At 48.4% G+C, this 18,141-nt stretch carries 13 protein-coding genes, 1 other RNA gene and 3 pseudogenes; 2 read left to right on the top strand and 15 right to left on the bottom strand.

Features of this window, described 5'->3' with window-relative positions; translation table 11 throughout:
- Positions 1-34: 34 nt before the first annotated feature.
- The 4 genes and pseudogenes from fmt to DW996_RS12015 all read right to left on the bottom strand — a co-directional run bounded on the left by fmt (position 35) and on the right by DW996_RS12015 (position 5,225).
- Positions 35-988, bottom strand: a pseudogene (gene fmt / locus DW996_RS14950) (methionyl-tRNA formyltransferase).
- A 12-nt stretch (positions 989-1,000) separates the two neighbouring features.
- Positions 1,001-1,477: a peptide deformylase gene (def, locus tag DW996_RS12005; RefSeq protein WP_118281825.1), complete on the bottom strand. Its 477-nt coding sequence runs from the start codon at positions 1,475-1,477 to the stop codon at positions 1,001-1,003.
- A gap of 24 nt (positions 1,478-1,501) precedes the next feature.
- Positions 1,502-3,731: pseudogene (priA, locus tag DW996_RS12010) on the bottom strand (replication restart helicase PriA).
- A 21-nt stretch (positions 3,732-3,752) separates the two neighbouring features.
- Entirely contained in the window at positions 3,753-5,225 is a 1,473-nt protein-coding gene (locus tag DW996_RS12015; protein ID WP_118535978.1) for a UDP-N-acetylmuramoyl-L-alanyl-D-glutamate--2,6-diaminopimelate ligase, read from the bottom strand.
- A gap of 466 nt (positions 5,226-5,691) precedes the next feature.
- On the opposite strand from DW996_RS12015, the gene pyrB reads away from it, so the two are divergent.
- Both pyrB and DW996_RS12025 read left to right on the top strand, forming a co-directional pair.
- Positions 5,692-6,612: an aspartate carbamoyltransferase gene (gene pyrB, locus DW996_RS12020; protein ID WP_118281823.1), complete on the top strand. Its 921-nt coding sequence runs from the start codon at positions 5,692-5,694 to the stop codon at positions 6,610-6,612.
- Positions 6,606-7,034, top strand: a complete 429-nt coding sequence (locus tag DW996_RS12025; RefSeq protein WP_118535980.1) for an aspartate carbamoyltransferase regulatory subunit — start codon at positions 6,606-6,608, stop codon at positions 7,032-7,034. The genes pyrB and DW996_RS12025 overlap by 7 nt, the downstream gene beginning before the upstream one ends.
- A gap of 40 nt (positions 7,035-7,074) precedes the next feature.
- Here the strand turns inward: DW996_RS12025 and DW996_RS12030 are convergent, their stop codons facing one another.
- The 11 genes and pseudogenes from DW996_RS12030 to dnaG form a co-directional block, all read right to left on the bottom strand.
- Entirely contained in the window at positions 7,075-7,728 is a 654-nt protein-coding gene (locus DW996_RS12030; RefSeq protein WP_118535982.1) for a DnaJ domain-containing protein, read from the bottom strand.
- Positions 7,729-7,746: 18 nt separating this feature from the next.
- Positions 7,747-8,586 (bottom strand): DUF5685 family protein, encoded by an 840-nt coding sequence (locus DW996_RS12035; protein WP_118535984.1) that lies wholly within the window; start codon positions 8,584-8,586, stop codon positions 7,747-7,749.
- A 12-nt stretch (positions 8,587-8,598) separates the two neighbouring features.
- Entirely contained in the window at positions 8,599-9,027 is a 429-nt protein-coding gene (locus tag DW996_RS12040) for a BRcat domain-containing protein (protein ID WP_118535986.1), read from the bottom strand.
- A 210-nt stretch (positions 9,028-9,237) separates the two neighbouring features.
- Positions 9,238-9,693, bottom strand: coding sequence for a type II secretion system F family protein (locus DW996_RS12045; RefSeq protein ID WP_118535988.1), 456 nt, complete (start codon positions 9,691-9,693; stop codon positions 9,238-9,240).
- A gap of 8 nt (positions 9,694-9,701) precedes the next feature.
- A pseudogene (locus tag DW996_RS12050) lies at positions 9,702-11,156 on the bottom strand (GspE/PulE family protein).
- Positions 11,157-11,498: 342 nt separating this feature from the next.
- Positions 11,499-11,848: RNase P RNA component class A (gene rnpB, locus DW996_RS12055), an RNA gene on the bottom strand.
- 27 nt (positions 11,849-11,875) lie between these two features.
- A complete protein-coding gene (locus DW996_RS12060; RefSeq protein ID WP_118535990.1) occupies positions 11,876-13,531 on the bottom strand; it encodes a nucleoside kinase in 1,656 nt (551 codons plus the stop codon).
- Positions 13,532-13,536: 5 nt separating this feature from the next.
- Positions 13,537-14,319, bottom strand: coding sequence for a Nif3-like dinuclear metal center hexameric protein (locus DW996_RS12065; protein ID WP_118535992.1), 783 nt, complete (start codon positions 14,317-14,319; stop codon positions 13,537-13,539).
- A gap of 27 nt (positions 14,320-14,346) precedes the next feature.
- Positions 14,347-15,054 (bottom strand): tRNA (adenine(22)-N(1))-methyltransferase, encoded by a 708-nt coding sequence (locus DW996_RS12070; protein WP_118535994.1) that lies wholly within the window; start codon positions 15,052-15,054, stop codon positions 14,347-14,349.
- Positions 15,054-16,319 (bottom strand): RNA polymerase sigma factor RpoD, encoded by a 1,266-nt coding sequence (gene rpoD / locus DW996_RS12075; RefSeq protein ID WP_243098774.1) that lies wholly within the window; start codon positions 16,317-16,319, stop codon positions 15,054-15,056. Before rpoD ends, DW996_RS12070 begins: the two co-directional genes overlap by 1 nt.
- A gap of 29 nt (positions 16,320-16,348) precedes the next feature.
- Positions 16,349-18,136, bottom strand: coding sequence for a DNA primase (gene dnaG / locus DW996_RS12080; protein ID WP_118535998.1), 1,788 nt, complete (start codon positions 18,134-18,136; stop codon positions 16,349-16,351).
- Positions 18,137-18,141 lie beyond the last annotated feature (5 nt).

Below are 18,141 nucleotides of genomic sequence, written 5' to 3' on the forward strand. Positions count from 1 at the left end.
TTGCTCCTTAAATAAATATATTGTGTATCAGCAATTATGCCTGCGTCATACTTTCCTGCTCCCCTAGAATCGTGCCCGCCGGAATATCGCGGCCTCGCAGGAAATCTGCGACAGGCATACGTTTTTTGCCCTCCAACTGGATCTCTTCCATCACTAAGAGTCCGTCCCCGGTGACTACCGCGATGCCATCAGCATCTGCCGCTACCACCTGTCCCGGCACGGCATCCGGGACGATATTTTTCTCCACGCGTGCCTTCCAGATCTTCAGTGTCTTATTTCCCAGATGGGTATAAGCGCTCGGCCAAGGGTTCAGGCCTCTGACCAGGCGCTCCAGTTCGACAGCACTTCTTGTAAAATCAAGATTTCCCATGCTCTTTTTGATCATGCCGACATGAGTCGCTTCCGCTTCCTCCTGCGAAACCGGTGTGATCGTGCCTGCTGCAAGCCCTTCCATGGTCTTAACACAAAGTTCTCCACCGACGACCGCCAATTTATCAAAGAGGCTTCCACCAGTCTCATCGGCTGCAAGTCTGACTTCCGCTTTTAAAAGCATGTCGCCATCATCCAAGCCGACCCCCATCTGCATGGTCGTCACACCGCTGACTTCATCGCCATTCATGACCGCCCATTGGATCGGGCTGCGCCACGATATTTTGGTAAAAGCGAAGCATGCACGTTGACACAGCCAAGTGGTGGGATCTCCAAGACTTCCTTTGGAAGGATCTGCCCAAAGGCTGCTACGATAAAAATATCCGCATCCTGTTTTTTCAGGACTTCCACTGCCTCCGACTCGCGGATGCGCTTTGGCTGGTAGACCGGAATATCATGTTCCACTGCCCAGGTCTTGACTGCCGGAAACTGCATCTCCTTGCCTCTGCCCTTTGGCTTATCCGGCTGCGTCACCACCATGACGATCTCGTGTCCTGCCTTTGCATGCATCCACCGTTGCTACCGCGAAATCCGGTGTTCCCATAAAAACAACTTTCATTCCCCTTCTCCTCTATGCTTCCTCTTCTTCATAATTTACATCATGCAGATTGCCTTCTACCTTTTCGGTATACATATGTCCGTCCAGATGGTCGATCTCATGTAAAAGGGCTCTGGCTAAAAGTTCTTCGCCCTCCACCTCATATTCTTCCATATTTTCATTGAAAGCATGCACCTTGGCATAATTCGGACGGGTAACCTGACCGGATTTGCCCGGAAGGGATAAACAGCCTTCCTCTCCTGTCTGCGAACCGGATGTCTCAAGCACTTCCGGGTTGACTAAAACGATCGGACCGTCCCCTACATCGATCACTGCGATCCTGCGCAGAACGCCCACCTGCGGTGCTGCAAGACCTACACCATCGTATTCATACATGGTATCGATCATATCCTCGATCAAGGTCGCGATCCTTGGTGTGATCTCCTTTACCGGACGGCATACCTTTGTCAAAACGTCGTCTCCCTGTACTCTAATCTGTCTGATTGCCATAAAATTATCCCTCTTTCTATAAAATTACGCCTGATTCATTGGATCAAAATCGAACCAGACCATTACTTTTGCAAATCCCGCATCCGCCTGTATGGTCTGCGCAATGCGATCTTTTATCTCGATCAACTGCTCATAGTCCTTGTGCTTGCAGTAGATCACTTTTTTGTATATATCCCTGACCTTTGCCACGACGGCATCGGATGGACCCAAGCACCGGATCTGCGGTGCCTTTTCTTCGATCAGGTCTGCCAGTGCTTGGCACATCGGTCAGCCTCTTCTTCCTTTTCGGAAGTGATGAGGATCAAAAGCATATGCGCCGCCGGTGGATAGTCCATCAACTCGCGGTAGGCGATCTCCTCCTCATAAAATGCCTCGTAATCCTGATCTTTTGCAGCAAGGATGCTGTAATGGGTCGCTGGTAGGTCTGCATCACGACATTGCCCGGAATGTCGCCCCTGCCCGCTCTGCCTGCTGCCTGTGTCAAAAGTTGAAAGGTACGCTCTCCACTGTGAAAATCGCTGGAATTGAGCGATAGGTCTGCTGCCAGCACACCGACCAGGGTCACGTTTGGAAAATCATGTCCCTTGACGATCATCTGCGTCCCGATCAAAATATCCGCCTGCCCTCTGCGAAAGGCATCCAGGATCTCCTGATGTCCGTTCTTTCCGCGTGTCGTATCCGTATCCATACGCAGAACGCACGCCATCGGAAAGGTCTGTCTGACGACCTCCTCAAACTTTTGCGTGCCCGCCTTAAAGCCGCCGATATATTTGGAGCCACAGGACGGACAGACCACCGGTTTTCTCGTCTCATAGCCACAATAGTGACAGCGCAGGACATCCCCGCGGTGCAGACTCAGTGAAACGTCACAATGGGGACATTTTATCACATGCCCACAGGCTCTGCAAGAAACGAAGCCTGCCAGCCCTCTCCTGTTGACAAAAAGCATGATCTGCTCTTTTTTCTGCAGACGGTCTGCCATCAGTTCCTGTAATCTGCGCGATAGGATCGAACGGTTGCCCTGCCGCAGTTCCGCACGCAGGTCAACGATCTCACAGGTCGGCAGCGTCCGTCCCGATATACGATCCGGCAAAGTCAAAAGGGTATATTCCCCACTTTTTGCCTTGGCGAAAGACTCCACCGATGGTGTCGCGGATCCCAAGACCACGCTCGCCCCCTGCATCTTTGCCCTGGCGATCGCCGTCTCCCTTGCATGATACCTTGGAACGGTCTCACTCTTATAGGAAGGTTCGTGTTCCTCATCTATAATGATAATCCCTAAATCGGAAAAAGGTGTGAACAAAGCACTCCGCGGGCCTATCATAATGCGGATATCTCCTTTTTTTGCCCGCTCGTACTGGTCAAAACGCTCTCCCGGCGACATGCGGGAATTCATGATCGACACCTGATTGCCAAAGCGCTGATAAAAACGCATCAGGGTCTGATAGGTCAGTGCAATCTCCGGGATCAGGACAATGGCACTTTTTCCGTCCGCCAGAGTCTTTGCAATGAGTTCCATATAGACCTGCGTTTTTCCGCTGCCGGTTACCCCATACAAAAGATAGGTTCCCAGCCTGCCTGCTTCCATATCCTGCGTGATACGCGAAACAGCTTCACTTTGCGCCGGACTGAGGACGATCGGTCTTTCCTTTTCCAAAGTCATGGGCACAGGATTTCGATAGGCACGCTCGGCGTCGATCCGCACCCAGCCATTTTTTTCAAAATCACGGATGACGGTCGCCGGTATCTGCATTTTGCCTGTGATGTCCTCCCATGGCAGGGTAGACCTTTCCATCAAAGTCCGCAAAAGTTTCTCCTTTGCCTGACTATGCCTTTTTCTGGCAAGCAAGGTAGAGAGTTCGTCCCGCGCCTGCTCCTGCGTCAGAAGAAAGGTGACCGTCTTTTTTTCCTTGCCTGCCTCTTTTTTCTTGATGGGGATGACCGTCTTTAATGCCTGGTTCATGGTGCATCCATAATTGCGGCGGATCCAGGCAGCCAGCGCAATCAACTGCGATTCCACGGCAATGCTGTCCTTTGACACACCAAGGATGGGTTTGATCCGCCCGGCATCAATCTTTGGCTCCGTGGACATATCGACCACATATCCCGTAATGCGCCTTTTGCCATTGCCAAAGGGGATCACGACACGACTTCCAATCTGTACGGTTTCCCGCAAATGTTCCGGAATCTCATATTGAAAGGTCTTATCCAGTTTTTCCAGTGATATGTCGATTATCACGTCACCATACAACATCTGTCTTTCCTTCTGTAAAAATTATTTTGTCCAGCCTAATTCTTCCAATACTTCCGCGATCAGAACACGTTCATCCATCGGGTACTTTTTGCCCTTGATCTCCTGATAATCTTCGTGTCCCTTGCCAGCTAAGACAATGATATCCCCCGGCTGTCCGTGTGAGATCGCATAGCGGATGGCTTCTTTCCGGTCAATGATCTCGATATATTTGCCATCGGTTTTGCCGATACCGGTCTTAATGTCATCGATGATCGCCTGCGGTTCTTCAAAACGCGGATTATCGGATGTGATGATCGTAAGATCTGCCAACTTGCCGGACACCTCGCCCATCTCGTACCGACGCAATTTGGAACGGTTGCCGCCGCAGCCAAAGAGACATACCAGTCTGCCCGGTTCGTATTCTTTTAAGGTCGTAAGCAGGCTTTCCAGACTCATGGCATTGTGGGCGTAGTCGATCATCAGCGTAAAGTCATCGGATACATGCACCAGTTCGATACGTCCTTTGACAGAAGCATTCAAAAGTGCCTTTTTCATGACTTCCATATCCACCCCGTAATGATTGCAGATAGCCACTGCCGTCAGAGAGTTATAAACACTAAAGCGTCCCGGTACACTGGTCTCGATATCCCCCTCCAAAAGACCGCTCACATGATAAGCAACGCCTAGGTGACCGCCCTTTCGCACCAATTTCATATCGGTTGCACGAATGTCTGCATTTTCTGAAAATCCGTAGGTCTGCACCTGACAGGTGTGGTTCTTTAAAATAGCCTCCACATGGGCATCATCCGCATTGACAATACCCAAACGGCACTTCTGGAAAAGCAGGGACTTGCACTGCAGATATTCCTCAAAAGATGCATGCTCATTTGGTCCGATATGATCCGGTTCGATATTGGTAAAGATGCCGACATCAAAGGTAAAGCCATCCACGCGATGCATCATAAGTCCCTGGGAAGATACTTCCATGACCGCATAATCACAGCCGGCATCCAGCATCTTGCGGAAATACTCCTGCACCACATAGGATTCCGGTGTCGTATTATTGGCAGGGATCTTTTCATCCCCGATGATGGCTTCGATGGTACCGATCAGACCAACTTTAAAACCTGCATTTTCCATGATGGACTTGACCATGTAGGTGGTCGTCGTCTTTCCCTTGGTTCCTGTGATACCGATGACCTTTAAGGTGTCTGCCGGGTGGTCAAAATATGCTGCTGCCAGATAAGCAAGTGCCTCTCTGGTATCTGCCACTTTGATGACCGTCGCGTCCGCTCCGACCTCTACATCTTCTGAGACCACAAGGACACTGGCTCCTTTTTCCACCACTTCTTTCGCAAACGCATGCCCATCCACTGCGGCTCCTTTTACGCAGACAAACATGGCATCCTTTTCTACTTTTCTGGAATCATAAACAAGGCTTGAAATCTCCTGATCCAGATTTCCCTGTAGCAGTTTATAATCCAGTTTTTCCAGTAAATTTCTAACACACTTCATATCTATTTCCTTTCCGCTTTCCACTGATTTTTTCATAACCTTTAGTATAGCAAATTCAGACCAAATGTGCTAGAGGGACGTTTCTTTTGCCACGGGGAGTGTCCCTTTGGCTTTGGTGTGTGAAGGGCTGGCGCGGAGGAGGATGGGGAGGGGGACAGGGCATAGAGGGAGTGGTGGGGCGGTGCAGGGGCTGGCTGTGAAAAATCAGGAGCAAATTCGTCGTGACTCTTAAAGAGGCAGTTGTTTGATGCCCATCTGTCTCTTGCACAGCTTCGACTGCCGTCAGGATGTGTCCGTCCCTGACAGATGTTCAGAGGCGCCGCCCCACCGCCCCCTCTATGCCCTGTCCAACGCGCCCTCTGCGCCAGCCCTTCTTATCGTCTGAATAGTCTGAAAATCACTTATGAGTTGAATTTTGCAGTCCGCTATTATATGATAGAAAAAATACCAAAAACGGAGGTTTGTTATGCGTCATCTTATGAACCCTCTGGATTTTTCAACAGAGGAAATCGAGCAACTAATGGATCTGGCCGATGACATGAGACAGCATCCCGACAAATATGCGGATTCCTGTCATGGCAAAAAACTGGCCACTTGTTTCTACGAGCCAAGCACTCGTACTCGTTTAAGTTTTGAAGCAGCCATGCTCAACCTTGGTGGTTCCACTCTTGGTTTTGCCAGTGCTGATTCTTCTTCCGCTTCCAAAGGCGAAAGTGTTTCCGACACCATTCGTGTTATTTCTAGTTACGCAGATATTTGTGCAATGCGTCATCCCAAGGAAGGTGCTCCTTTAGTAGCCTCCTCTCATTCCAGTATTCCCGTTATCAACGCCGGTGATGGTGGTCACCAACATCCCACACAGACATTAGCAGATTTATATACCATTCGTTCTTTACATGGAAGACTGGATAATCTGACCATTGGCTTATGTGGCGACTTAAAATTTGGACGAACCGTGCACTCTCTGATCAATGCACTGGTACGCTATCCCAATATTAAATTTGTATTGATCTCACCGGAGGAACTGCGTGTTCCAAGTTATATCCGTGAAGATGTCTTAGACAAAAAACACATTCCATATGTAGAGGTTGAAAAACTGGAAGATGCCATGCCGGAACTCGACATTCTCTATATGACCCGCGTGCAGAGGGAACGTTTCTTCAACGAGGAAGACTATCTGCGCATGAAAGATTTCTATATCTTAAATGCCGATAAGATGGCTCTTGCCAAAGAGGATATGATCGTCCTGCATCCACTGCCACGAGTCAATGAGATTTCTGTGGAAGTCGATGATGATCCAAGGGCAGCCTATTTTAAGCAGGCACAATTCGCCGTCTATATCCGAATGGCACTTATCTATACATTATTGGAGGTGGGATCATGTTAAATATCAGTGGAATTCACGAGGGATTTGTTCTCGATCACATTCAGGCAGGCATGAGCATGAAGATCTATCATGATCTGCACTTAGATCAGTTTGATTGCACCGTTGCCATCATCATGAATGCCAAAAGCAACAAAATGGGAAAAAAGGACATCATCAAAGTAGAATGTCCGATCGATGCCTTAGATCTTGATATCCTTGGTTATATCGATCACAATATCACGGTCAATGTCATTCAAGGCGATAAGATCGTAGATAAAAAGGTTCTGACCCTTCCTCGTCAGATCAAGAACGTGATCTCCTGCAAGAACCCAAGATGCATTACTTCGATCGAACAGGAATTAGATCAGATCTTTATTCTGACCGACGAAGAACACGAGGTATATCGTTGTAAATATTGTGAAGAGAAATATAACGGAAAATAAATAAAAAGAAAAAGCGAAGTCAGCACCTGACTTCGCTTTTTTACATGCATCTCGGTCCAAAGCAACAGAGATTGCAAAAAATATTCAAAAGGAACATATTGAAACACCACCGTGTAACACCGGCATATGGTCTCTCATAAGCAGAACCGCGTGTCTCATACCAGTCACTGCCATACTCCAGATGCTGCTGATACTGGCGGTACTGGAAGTTGCCCGGTTCTAAGGCAACTGCACGTCTTGCAAACTCCTTGGCATCCACCATATTCCCCAGTCCCTCGCTGGCGATCGCGGCATAATAATACCAGCGTCCGCCCCTTGCAGAATCCGGCATGGAATTTAGGACATGCATTGCCTCTGCGAAATGCCTGCTATTGATATAATTGGCTGCGGCACGCATCTCGTTGAACTCCTGCGTCTGCTCATAGCCACCATAACTGCTACTCTGCGCGCCCTGTCCGTCAAATCCGCCATAGCCATACTGGTAACCGCCAAAACTGGCTCCCTGCTGGCGCTCTTTCATGATCTGATCGTAGGCCTGCTGTACTTCTTTGAACATCTCCTCTGCCTGATCCTTATTCGGATTATTGACATTGGCATCCGGATGATATTTACGGCTCAGTGTTCTATATGCTTTCTTGATCTCATCCTCGGATGCATCTCGCGATACGCCCAACACCCTATATGGATCCGACATAAATATTTTCCTCCAACTCTATGATTTCGTCTTTTTCTCTTTTAATTTCAGGTATTCGTACTTTGTCCAGACACCGGAATATAAAATATTGCGCAGGATCTCTGCATGCTGCAAAATAGGCATACGTTCAAAAGATTTTGCGCACTCTGCCATCAGACAGGTAAGCGTGGAACGACAAAAAGTCTCATATTCTTCCTTGGACTCCATCTGCACATAGGCTAGCGGATTGTAATTGCCCTTTTTCTGATCCTGTTTCAGATCCTCATAGGCATCCAGAAGATAGATAAACTTGCCCATATAAAAGCCCATGCTCTCCAGATCCTTGGACCACTCATCCTGCTTCCACTGAAAGATCTGTCCCAGCATCTCGCCGGTATAGCCCGCTACGATGTCAATATTGGACTCCTTTGCCTTCTCAGCCACAGCAAGTTTTTTCATATATTCTTCTACCGCCTGCACCTGTCTCGGATAACGGATGCTGATGCGTTTATAATCCTTCAAAAGAGCCTTTGCCATAGCCTGCTTGATATGGCTGCCCTCATCCTCATAATCATCCTGCAGACTGTGATAACTGAGCACGATATCCATGGCTGCCGCATATTCCGTCGCCGCATTGATATAGGCTGTCTTTTTTGCCGCCGGATGCACGGCACAGCGGTAAGATATCTCCTCATGCTCCAACTCATACAGACCGGTCAAAAGGATCAAAAGAAAAGTCATATCGTAATTCAAAAGCATCTGTCCTTTGATCCCAGCCTCATTCTTTAACTGGCGGCAGAGTCCACAGTAATATGCCTGATATGTCTTTTCATCTTCTGCATTTAATTCTTTCCGATTAACATTGATATATCCAAACATGAAACAACCTCACTAGGTACGCTTGACAAATTCCATCTTACACTTCGGGCAGGTGATCATAATCTTGCCCTTGCCCTTTGGCACGCGGATCTTCTGCTTGCAGGACGGACAATAGTAGATCTTGTAGATCTTTTTCTGCTCTCTCTCATAGACAGCCTTGCTCTTTTGGTACTTTGCCTTGGCAGACGCACCGCGGAACTTGTCTCGGATCTTATCCGTCATACGAAGATACTGTTGATTTTCATAATATCTCTTGGATACATTGCGTGACATCATCCGAAAATAACTATACACTAAGGATGCGATCGCAAGCAGATAAATGATGGCATTGTGTGAAAACATCGTGATGATCACAAGTACCAGTGCTACATATAAAAAGAACTTTGAAAGCGCATCTGCGCCATTTCTCCCCACCATAAAACGAGCCAATTTTTCTCTCATGACAACTCCGTTCCAAGCCAGAAACTCCTAAAAAATCTCTGCTCTATCATTTCCTTAAAATTAACTCTATCATTTTGCAGGGCAAAGTCAATAAAAGGACAAATGATTTAATAAAGATTTTAGAATCTGTTTACAAATCACTTGTCCAGTTTATAATTTCATCAAAAAGCCATCACAGACATACCTCTTTGCGCAATTACAAATCTTCCTCTAATACAGGTCAAACAAAGGCATGCCCATGGCGCGTATGGTGACCGTATCCTCTGTCGTATAGGGCTTGCGTTCCGGGAATACCTCTGCCTGTCTGCGCATGGCAACAGCAAGTGTCTCTCCCTTCATGATATCCTGCCGGACATCCCCCAGTGCTTCCACCAGATGCTTGTTTTCGGACTGCTGTTCCAACATGCTCAGTGCTTCCAAGATAGGCACACCTGCTGCCAGCATACTGGCAAACTGTCGGCAAAAGACACTGATATCCCTGGTCGATACCTTACTGCCGATATGCAGATCCAGATCTTTGGTCAGTAAGGTAGACTTCCGCAACTGGGTCGGATACAGTCCCTCGCTTCGCAACTGCTCCAAAGCAAAACGCTCTGTCTCCGCTACCAGACTACCTTTTTGCTGTTTTCCTGTTTTATCTAATGCAATATAGTTATACTCTGTCATAGGCTCACCTACTCATTCTCATAGGTGATCCGCAGCATTTCATTCATGGACGTAACGCCCTCAAGCACTAATTGTCTTGCATTGCTGCGCAAAGTCACCATACCTTCCGCTACCGCAGTATCTCGTAACTGATCTGCCGAGGCGCGATCGTGGATCAATTCCTTGATCCGTGGTGTCACGCGCAGGATCTCATAGACACCCAGGCGTCCACTATAACCCGTCTGGGAGCACTTGTCACATCCACAAGGTTCGTAGATGGTCACAGGATCTTCCCCCGCCATGGAAAGCACTTCCCTCTCGGCTTCCGTTGCCAGCCGTGGTCGTCTGCAATACGGACAGAGTTTTCTGACCAGGCGCTGGGCGATAACACCAAAAATGGCATCCGCCAAAAGATAATTTTCCACGCCCATATCCATCAGACGGACAATACTTCCCGCCGAACTGTTGGTATGCAAAGTAGAGACTACCAGGTGTCCTGTGATTGATGCCTGCACGGCGATCTTGGCAGTCTCGCCATCACGGATCTCACCGATCATGATGATATCCGGATCCTGTCGCAAAATAGAACGCAGGGCATTGGCAAAAGTCAGGTCAGCCTTAGGATTGACCTGTACCTGATTGACCCCTGCAAGATTTGCCTCCACCGGATCCTCTACTGTGATGATATTCACTTCCTGTGTATTTAATTCATTTAATACAGTATAAAGCGTCGTTGTCTTACCACTTCCGGTCGGTCCGATAACCAGCAATATACCATTGGGATTTTTAAGAAGATTGTTGAATGTCTCGATAGCTCTGCCGCGAAGTCCGAGTTCGCTCTTATCCTTTGTCAAAACATTGGTCTGCGCCAGACGCATAACACATTTTTTGCCATAGACGGTCGGCAAAATAGACACACGGACATCAAATTCATTGTGATCCACAGTCATAGACACACGTCCATCTTGCGACTTACGCTTTTATGAAATATCCATGCCACTGATGATCTTGATGCGGGCAACGATCGCCGGCAGCATCTCGATATCATAACGGAAGCGCTCATATAAGACACCATCGATACGAAATCTGACACGTACCACTCGTTCCATGGCTTCGATATGGATATCACTGGCATGCTGTCTTGCCGCCTGCTGCATCAAAGAACGTACCAAAAGAACCACAGGCGAATTGTCCACCTGTGTATTGTTGGCTTCATCTGTCTTTTCTAACTCCTGATGCTCCCGCTTGTACCTCTCCAGCACCTTTGCCGTATCCGCATCCGCATAATAACGGTCAAGTGCTGTCTCCATCTCATAACGCGTCGCGATCACAGGGTCTAACTGCAATCCGGTAATGATCTGAAACTCATCCATGGCTCTCATATCCATAGGATCTGACATTGCCACCCGCACACGGTTGACATTGTCCTTTTCATAGCAGAGCGGGATCATAATGTAACGACGCAAAACATCCCCCGGAATCATCTTGACAAAACTATCGTCAACAAATTCTTCCGCGAGATGCACTCGTTCGATCTTTAATTGGTTGGACAGCGCCTGCGCAATGGTATCCTCCGTTACATAGCCCAGTCTGACCAGACTTTCCCCTAACTTGATCCCTCACGCTTGGAAGCCTCTAAGGCCTCGTCGATCTGTTCTGCTGTCACTGCTCCTTCTGCAAGGAGCATATCCCCATTCTCTTACGTTCAACTCTCATAGTACCCCTCAATCCTACAAGAATGTAAAAACTACACAATAATATATTGAAATTATACACATGAATGGGAATTATCTCAATCCCCAAATGTAATCTCTTATAAATAACAAAAAAGAAGCAAGACGATGAGCCGGGTTATGTCTGGAGTAATCATCTATCTAGGACGACTGTCGCCAATCGCCTCAAGCGACCAACCTGAAACTAGCGGGCCACATACGTTTCCATTCGGTCTTGCTTCGGATGGGGTTTACAGGGACCCTTGCTGTTACCAGCAAAGCGGTGGTCTCTTACACCACCTTTCCACCCTTACTGACGGGAAATCCCGCAGCGGTATATTTCTGTTGCACTTTCCTTGGAGTCACCTCCACCGGACGTTATCCGGCATCCTGCCCTGTGAAGCCCGGACTTTCCTCACCTGCTGCCTTTCAGCATTTGCAGCCGCGATTACTTATCTTACTTCTTTTTTATGAAATTAGTATATCTTATTTTAAACGTTAAAACAACTTCCACCGATAAATTCCCGCACTAAGGAATTGTTGCAGATATCGTCCGCTGGCATCCCCAGAAAATAATCCAGCAATTTGATCAGGCGCTTTGCCTCGGCATATTCCGGGCAGTCTTGATCGATCGCCAAAAGCTGCGGCATGGCATAGATCTTTAGCACTGCCATCTCATAGATGAGCGCGGAATTGAACATCTCATCTGCCTGTTCCTGGAATGGAAAAATGTTCTTTTCCTCACCACGGCGCACAGAATCCCACATAGCAATGGTCTCTTTTGCGCTGGTGCCTCTGGTTCTGGCATCCCTTACGATACGGCGGATCAATCTGCCGTCGGTCGTCGAGAGCGGGTTGTGCTCGTCGATATTTAACTGGGTCAAGGCACTTATGTAGATCTTGAACTTGCTCTCTTTCGGCAAAGATTCGGACATCTTTTCGTTCAGTCCATGGATGCCCTCGATCACCAGAATATCGCGTTTGCCCAACTGCATATAGTGATCCTTGTATTCACGCTTACCGGTCTTGAAATTAAAGGTCGGCAGAAGCACACGCTCACCCTTTAAAAGGCGCACCATGTCCTCATTGAACTGCCCCACATCCAAGCCCTCAATGCACTCAAAATCCTTTTGCCCGAACTCATCCAAAGGAATCTGATCCCGATCCAGATAGTAGTCATCCAGTGGAATCGGATGCGGTGTCACACCAAGGGCACGCAGTTGTGCCGACAGACGGTGGGAAAAGGTCGTCTTACCGGAAGATGACGGACCGGCGATCATGACAAACTTTTTGTCAGGGTCTGCCACGATACGCTCTGCCAGCGCACCGATGCAGCGCTCCATGTAGGCTTCCTGCGACAGGATGATTTCTCTGGTCTTTCCTGCACAGACAGCATCGTTTAAAGCGCCAACGGTAGGAATCCCCATATCTGCGCCCCACTGCTCGGATGCCTGCATGACATGAAAGAGTTTGTTTGCCGGAGCAAAAGGCGCAACCTCTGTCGTCACCTTGTCCGGGAACTGCAAAATAAAGCCTTCCTCGTAAGGATAAAGGGCAAAGTAGGACAACATGCCGGTATTTGGTGCCATGTAGCCGTAAAAATAATCCAGACAGCCATCTAATTCATAGACATTGCAGTTGGAACTGGAGCGATAATGCATCAGGCGTTCCTTATCCTGCATACCGCACTTGGCAAAAAGTTTTCTGGCATCCTCGGTCTTCATGGTCTTTTTTTCGATCGTAAGATTTTTTTCTACCAGAGCAAGCATTTCCTTTTTCAAATTCTCCAGCCATGCAGAGTCTATGACCTTCCTGCCCTCCATCCGGCAATAATAGCCTGCTCCCAGAGAATGTTCCACATGCAAAATTTCTGTCCCATCCGGATACAGCTGCTGCAAGGCACGCTGCATCAAAAAGACAACACTTCTGCGATAGGCGCGTCTGCCATTCTTATCCTTGGTCGTAAGAAAAGCAATGTCGCCATCCCCCGGTATGACCTGTCCCAGTTCGATCAACTTGTTGTTAAAGACAGCCAGGATGATCGCATCCTCATACTGATCCTGCCACGCCTGCGCCAAGTGTAAAAAAGTCGTGCCTTTTTCATATTGGTAAGTTTTTCCCTGCACGCATACATTGATTTTCTGCATATCTCTCACCTCGTAACGATCCAAAAAGGCTCTGCAAAAGGCTCTGTGACGACCTCTAATTCTGCCGCCTCCTTTGCAAGCCAGTTCTTCATATATTCCATGTAAATGTGCTCGATCCCATAATGTCCGGCATCAATGATAGAAAGTCCGTCTGCCACGGCATCGATCCCGGAATGATGGTCGATATCCCCGGTAATGTAGGCATCTGCTCCTTTTTCTATTGCCAGACCGATCTCACTCTTGCCGGAACCCGGACACATGGCGATACTCTGCACCATCCGATCCTTATCGCCAAAGACCTTGACATGGGAGAGTCCAAAGGCATCCCGCACACGCTCTGCCAGATCATAAAGACTGACCGCCTGCGTCAATTTGCCCAGACAACCGATGCCCCTGCCATCCTCCGGCGAGGTGACTTCCAAAGCCTCGATATCCATAAGCCCTAACTGCTCTGCCGCGATCTGACCCATGACACAGACATCAAAATTGGTATGCATGGCATAATAAGCAATGCCGTGCTGTGCCAGTGCCAGGATCCGCCTGCCGATAAAATCATCTGCATTCACACGCTTGATGCCGTCAAAGATCAGCGGATGGTGGGTCAGGATCATATCTGCCCCACAATCTATCGCGTGTTCTAGGACTGCATCGGTCAGATCCAGTGCCACATAGCCCTTGTGGATTTCCTGTTCCTTATCTCCGACCAAAAGTCCTACATTGTCCCAATCCAGCGCCTGCTCGCGCGGGATCTCTTTTTCGATCCGCTCTGTCAGATCCATCACTCTCATCGCAAGATCACCTCTTATTTCTTCTGTTTACCACAGACACTTTTGTATCTCCTGCAAATATGCCTGCACTTCCTGCGTCCTCTTTTCGATCGCCGGTGTCTGCTTTTGTCCTGCCAGACGCTCCAAGACCTCTTTTTGGATCCGCTCCTCCCGGAGCAGATAAGCATGTAAGACCGGGTGCTTTTTTTGCAAAAGCATAGGTCCAAAGAGGAAATCATGCTCTGCTACGCTCTGCCTGCGGGCTTTGGTCTCCGGCACATATCTGACTTTCATCATGGGATAATATTTACCATCTTCCAAGACCATGTCCTCATCCACGATCTCATAGCCCTCATTACACAAAAAGCGGCGCACTTCTTTCAGTTCTGACTGGGGCTGCAAGATCAAGTCTTTGACACTTTGCGCGACCTTTCTTCCCTCAGTCAAAATATGTATGACGATACCTCCGCCCATACCGGCAATCAGTACGGTATCGATTTCTTCTGCACTGGCGGCAGCCAGTCCATCCGAACGGCGTGTCTGAATCTTATCCTCCAAGCCCACTTCCGCTATATGGGTCTTTGCCGCTAAAAGCGGTCCTTCCCCGATATCCATAGCGATGGCTGACGGAATGATCTGCTCCTGCACCAGATAGATGGGCAGATAGCCGTGATCGCATCCCACATCGCAAAGTCGGCCGCCCGGTGTGACCAGGTGTGCCAATGCCTCCATGCGTTTTGATAAACGTACCGCCATTACTCTAAGTAATCCTTTAACTTGCGGCTGCGGCTTGGATGGCGCAGTTTACGCAAAGCCTTTGCCTCGATCTGACGGATACGCTCACGGGTAACGTTAAATTCCTTACCAACTTCTTCCAGTGTTCTGGCTCTGCCATCCTCAAGACCGAAACGAAGGATCAGAACCTTCTGCTCACGCTCGGTCAGTGTACCAAGCACTTCCTCCAACTGTTCTTTTAATAAGGTAAAGGTCGCTGCATCCGCAGGTACCGGTACATTGTCGTCCTGAATGAAGTCTCCCAGATGAGAGTCTTCTTCCTCACCGATCGGGGTCTCCAAAGAAACCGGTTCCTGGGAGATCTTTAAGATCTCACGCACACGCTCGACCGGCATATCCATCTCTGCTGCGATCTCTTCCGGGGTAGGTTCACGTCCCAACTCCTGCAAGAGTTGTCTGGAAACGCGAATAAGTTTGTTGATGGTCTCGACCATATGCACTGGGATACGGATGGTTCTTGCCTGATCGGCAATGGCTCTTGTGATCGCCTGACGGATCCACCATGTTGCATAGGTTGAAAACTTGTAACCCTTACGATAGTCAAACTTTTCTACGGCTTTGATCAGACCGAGGTTACCTTCCTGGATCAGATCAAGGAAAAGCATACCACGTCCTACATAACGCTTTGCGATGGAAACAACCAGACGAAGGTTTGCCTCAGCCAGACGCTTCTTTGCCTCCTGATCGCCCAGTTCCATACGCTTTGCAAGTTCGATCTCTTCCTCTGCGGTAAGAAGCGGTACTTTACCGATCTCCTTTAAGTACATACGCACCGGATCCTCTGTGCTGATGCCGTCCGGTACGGAAAGGTCGATCTTTTCTACTTCCACATCATCGTCATCATCCAAGATGATGTCGTCATCATTATCCTGTAAACGCAAGACATCAATGTTGTTTTTCTCAAGGAAATCCAAAATTGCCTCGAACTGATCCGGCAACAACTGCATATCTTTGAAATAATCACTGATCTCCTGATACTCAAGGACATTCTTTCTGTCTTTGGCAAGTTCCAATAACTCGCCCAACTTCTTCTGAAATTCTGCCTTTTTGGTTTCATCCTCTTTTGCATTTTCAGCATTTTCTGTCTTTTTACTGCTCTTTTTTGCAGTCGTTTTCTTGGCGGTAGTCTTCTTTGCGCCGGACTTTGTTTCTGCTTTTTCCTCTGTCTTTACGCTTTCTTCTACCACTTCTTGTGTTTCTACTGTGCTTTCGCTTTTTTTCGCCATTTTTACATCCTCTCTCATGTATTTTGCCCTTATTTAAAGGAAATATGCAATTTCTCCATCTCCTGGAGTCTGCGTTTATCGTCTATGATCTGTTTCAGACCATTCATATCGGTAGGGTCTAAATTGCGCCGCCTCTGCTCCATGCTGTTCTGCTTGATCCGCACCAGAGTCTCGCGGATGGCCTTTTCCCAGTCGGCATCGGTTTCCATCCCCTGCACATTTGTGTTAAAGATCTCTGCCACCTGCCTCTGGCTCTCCTCATCGGAAAAGAGACTCACGATACGCGCCGGATTGAGTTCTCCCCCCTCTGCAAACTGGGTAAAGAGTTCCCGCGCCACTGTCTCATAAATGCCCTCGGTAAAATCCGCCGGTTCGATATAATCCCGGATGGCTGCATAGATCTGCGGCCGTTCGACCAGCCATGTCAGAAGCAGACGCTGTGACTGCATCATGCCGTCCTCTCTGGTCTTTTTCTTTTGTACACCGGACTTGAGCCGCTGCGGCTCACGCTCACTGATGATCCCGCCTTTGGTTCCCAGATGATTGACCATCTGGCGCATATTGTCAAAACCAACCTGATAGCGGCTGGCGATCGCTTCGATATAATTGTTGCGTTCCAGTTCTTCCGGGAATTCCAAGATCCGCTTTGCCACCTCATAGTAAAAGGCTGACTTGCTCTCCGGGTCGCTCATGTCATAGTCGCGCTCCAAAATACGGATGGTAAAAAGGAAACTATTCTCTGCTTCATCGATCCTGTGCTGATACTCCTCCGCCCCTAAGGCTTTGATAAACTCATCCGGATCTTTGTGCGGTTTCATGTTGATGACCTTACAGGTGATTCCGGCTTCTTTTAAGATCGGGATAGCACGCAGGGCTGCCTTGGTTCCCGCGCCATCGGAGTCGTAACTTAGATAGACATCCTTGCCGTACCGCTTGATCATGTTGGCATGTCCACTGGTCAGAGCCGTTCCAAGGGAAGCGATCGCATTGTCAAAGCCTGCCTGATGCAGGGCGATCACGTCCATATAGCCCTCACAGAGGATGAACTGATCTTTTTTCGTCCGCCTTGCCAACTGCAGACCGTAAAGAGTCCGGCTCTTGTTAAAGATCATGGTCTCCGGGGAGTTTAGGTATTTGGGCTCTCCATCGCCCATGACACGCCCGCCGAATGCCACCACCTTATTGTTGGCATCCATGATGGGGAACATGGCACGGTTCCAGAACTTGTCATGTGCTCCCCTTGCCTCGTCTATGGTCACCAGTCCGCTGTCCTTTAGGACTTCATCTGTGTAGCCCTTTTTGCGCAGATACTGGTATAGATCATTGCTGTATTTGTCGGAATAGCCCAGACCAAACTTTTGCATGGTCTCCGGGGACAATTCTCTTTTGGTAAAATATTGGTAGGCTAATTTTCCTTTTTCGCTGCGGAGCAGACTGTAAAAGTATTTGGCTGCCTCCTTGTTGATCTCAAAGAGGATGTTTCGCTTATCCGCTTCCCGCCTGGTCTCGGAAGTCATCTCCTGCTTGGGGAGTTCGATCCCGGCGCGGTCTGCCAGTGCCTCCATTGCCTCCGAGAAGGTGAAATTTTCATACTCCATCAAAAAGGTAAAAACATTGCCTCCCGCGCCACAGCCGAAGCAATAATACATCTGCTTGGACGGCGTGACGGAAAAAGAACCTGTTTTTTCACTATGAAAAGGACAGAGTCCAAAATAGGACGAGCCTTTTTTTTGTAAATGAACATATTGTGATATCACATCGACGATGTCATTGCGGGAACGCACTTCCTCGATGGTATCGTTATCATAATATGGCATAGTTT

It is taken from the genome of Roseburia sp. AM51-8 (genome assembly GCF_003478275.1).
GTDB lineage: Bacteria > Bacillota > Clostridia > Lachnospirales > Lachnospiraceae > Pararoseburia > Pararoseburia lenta.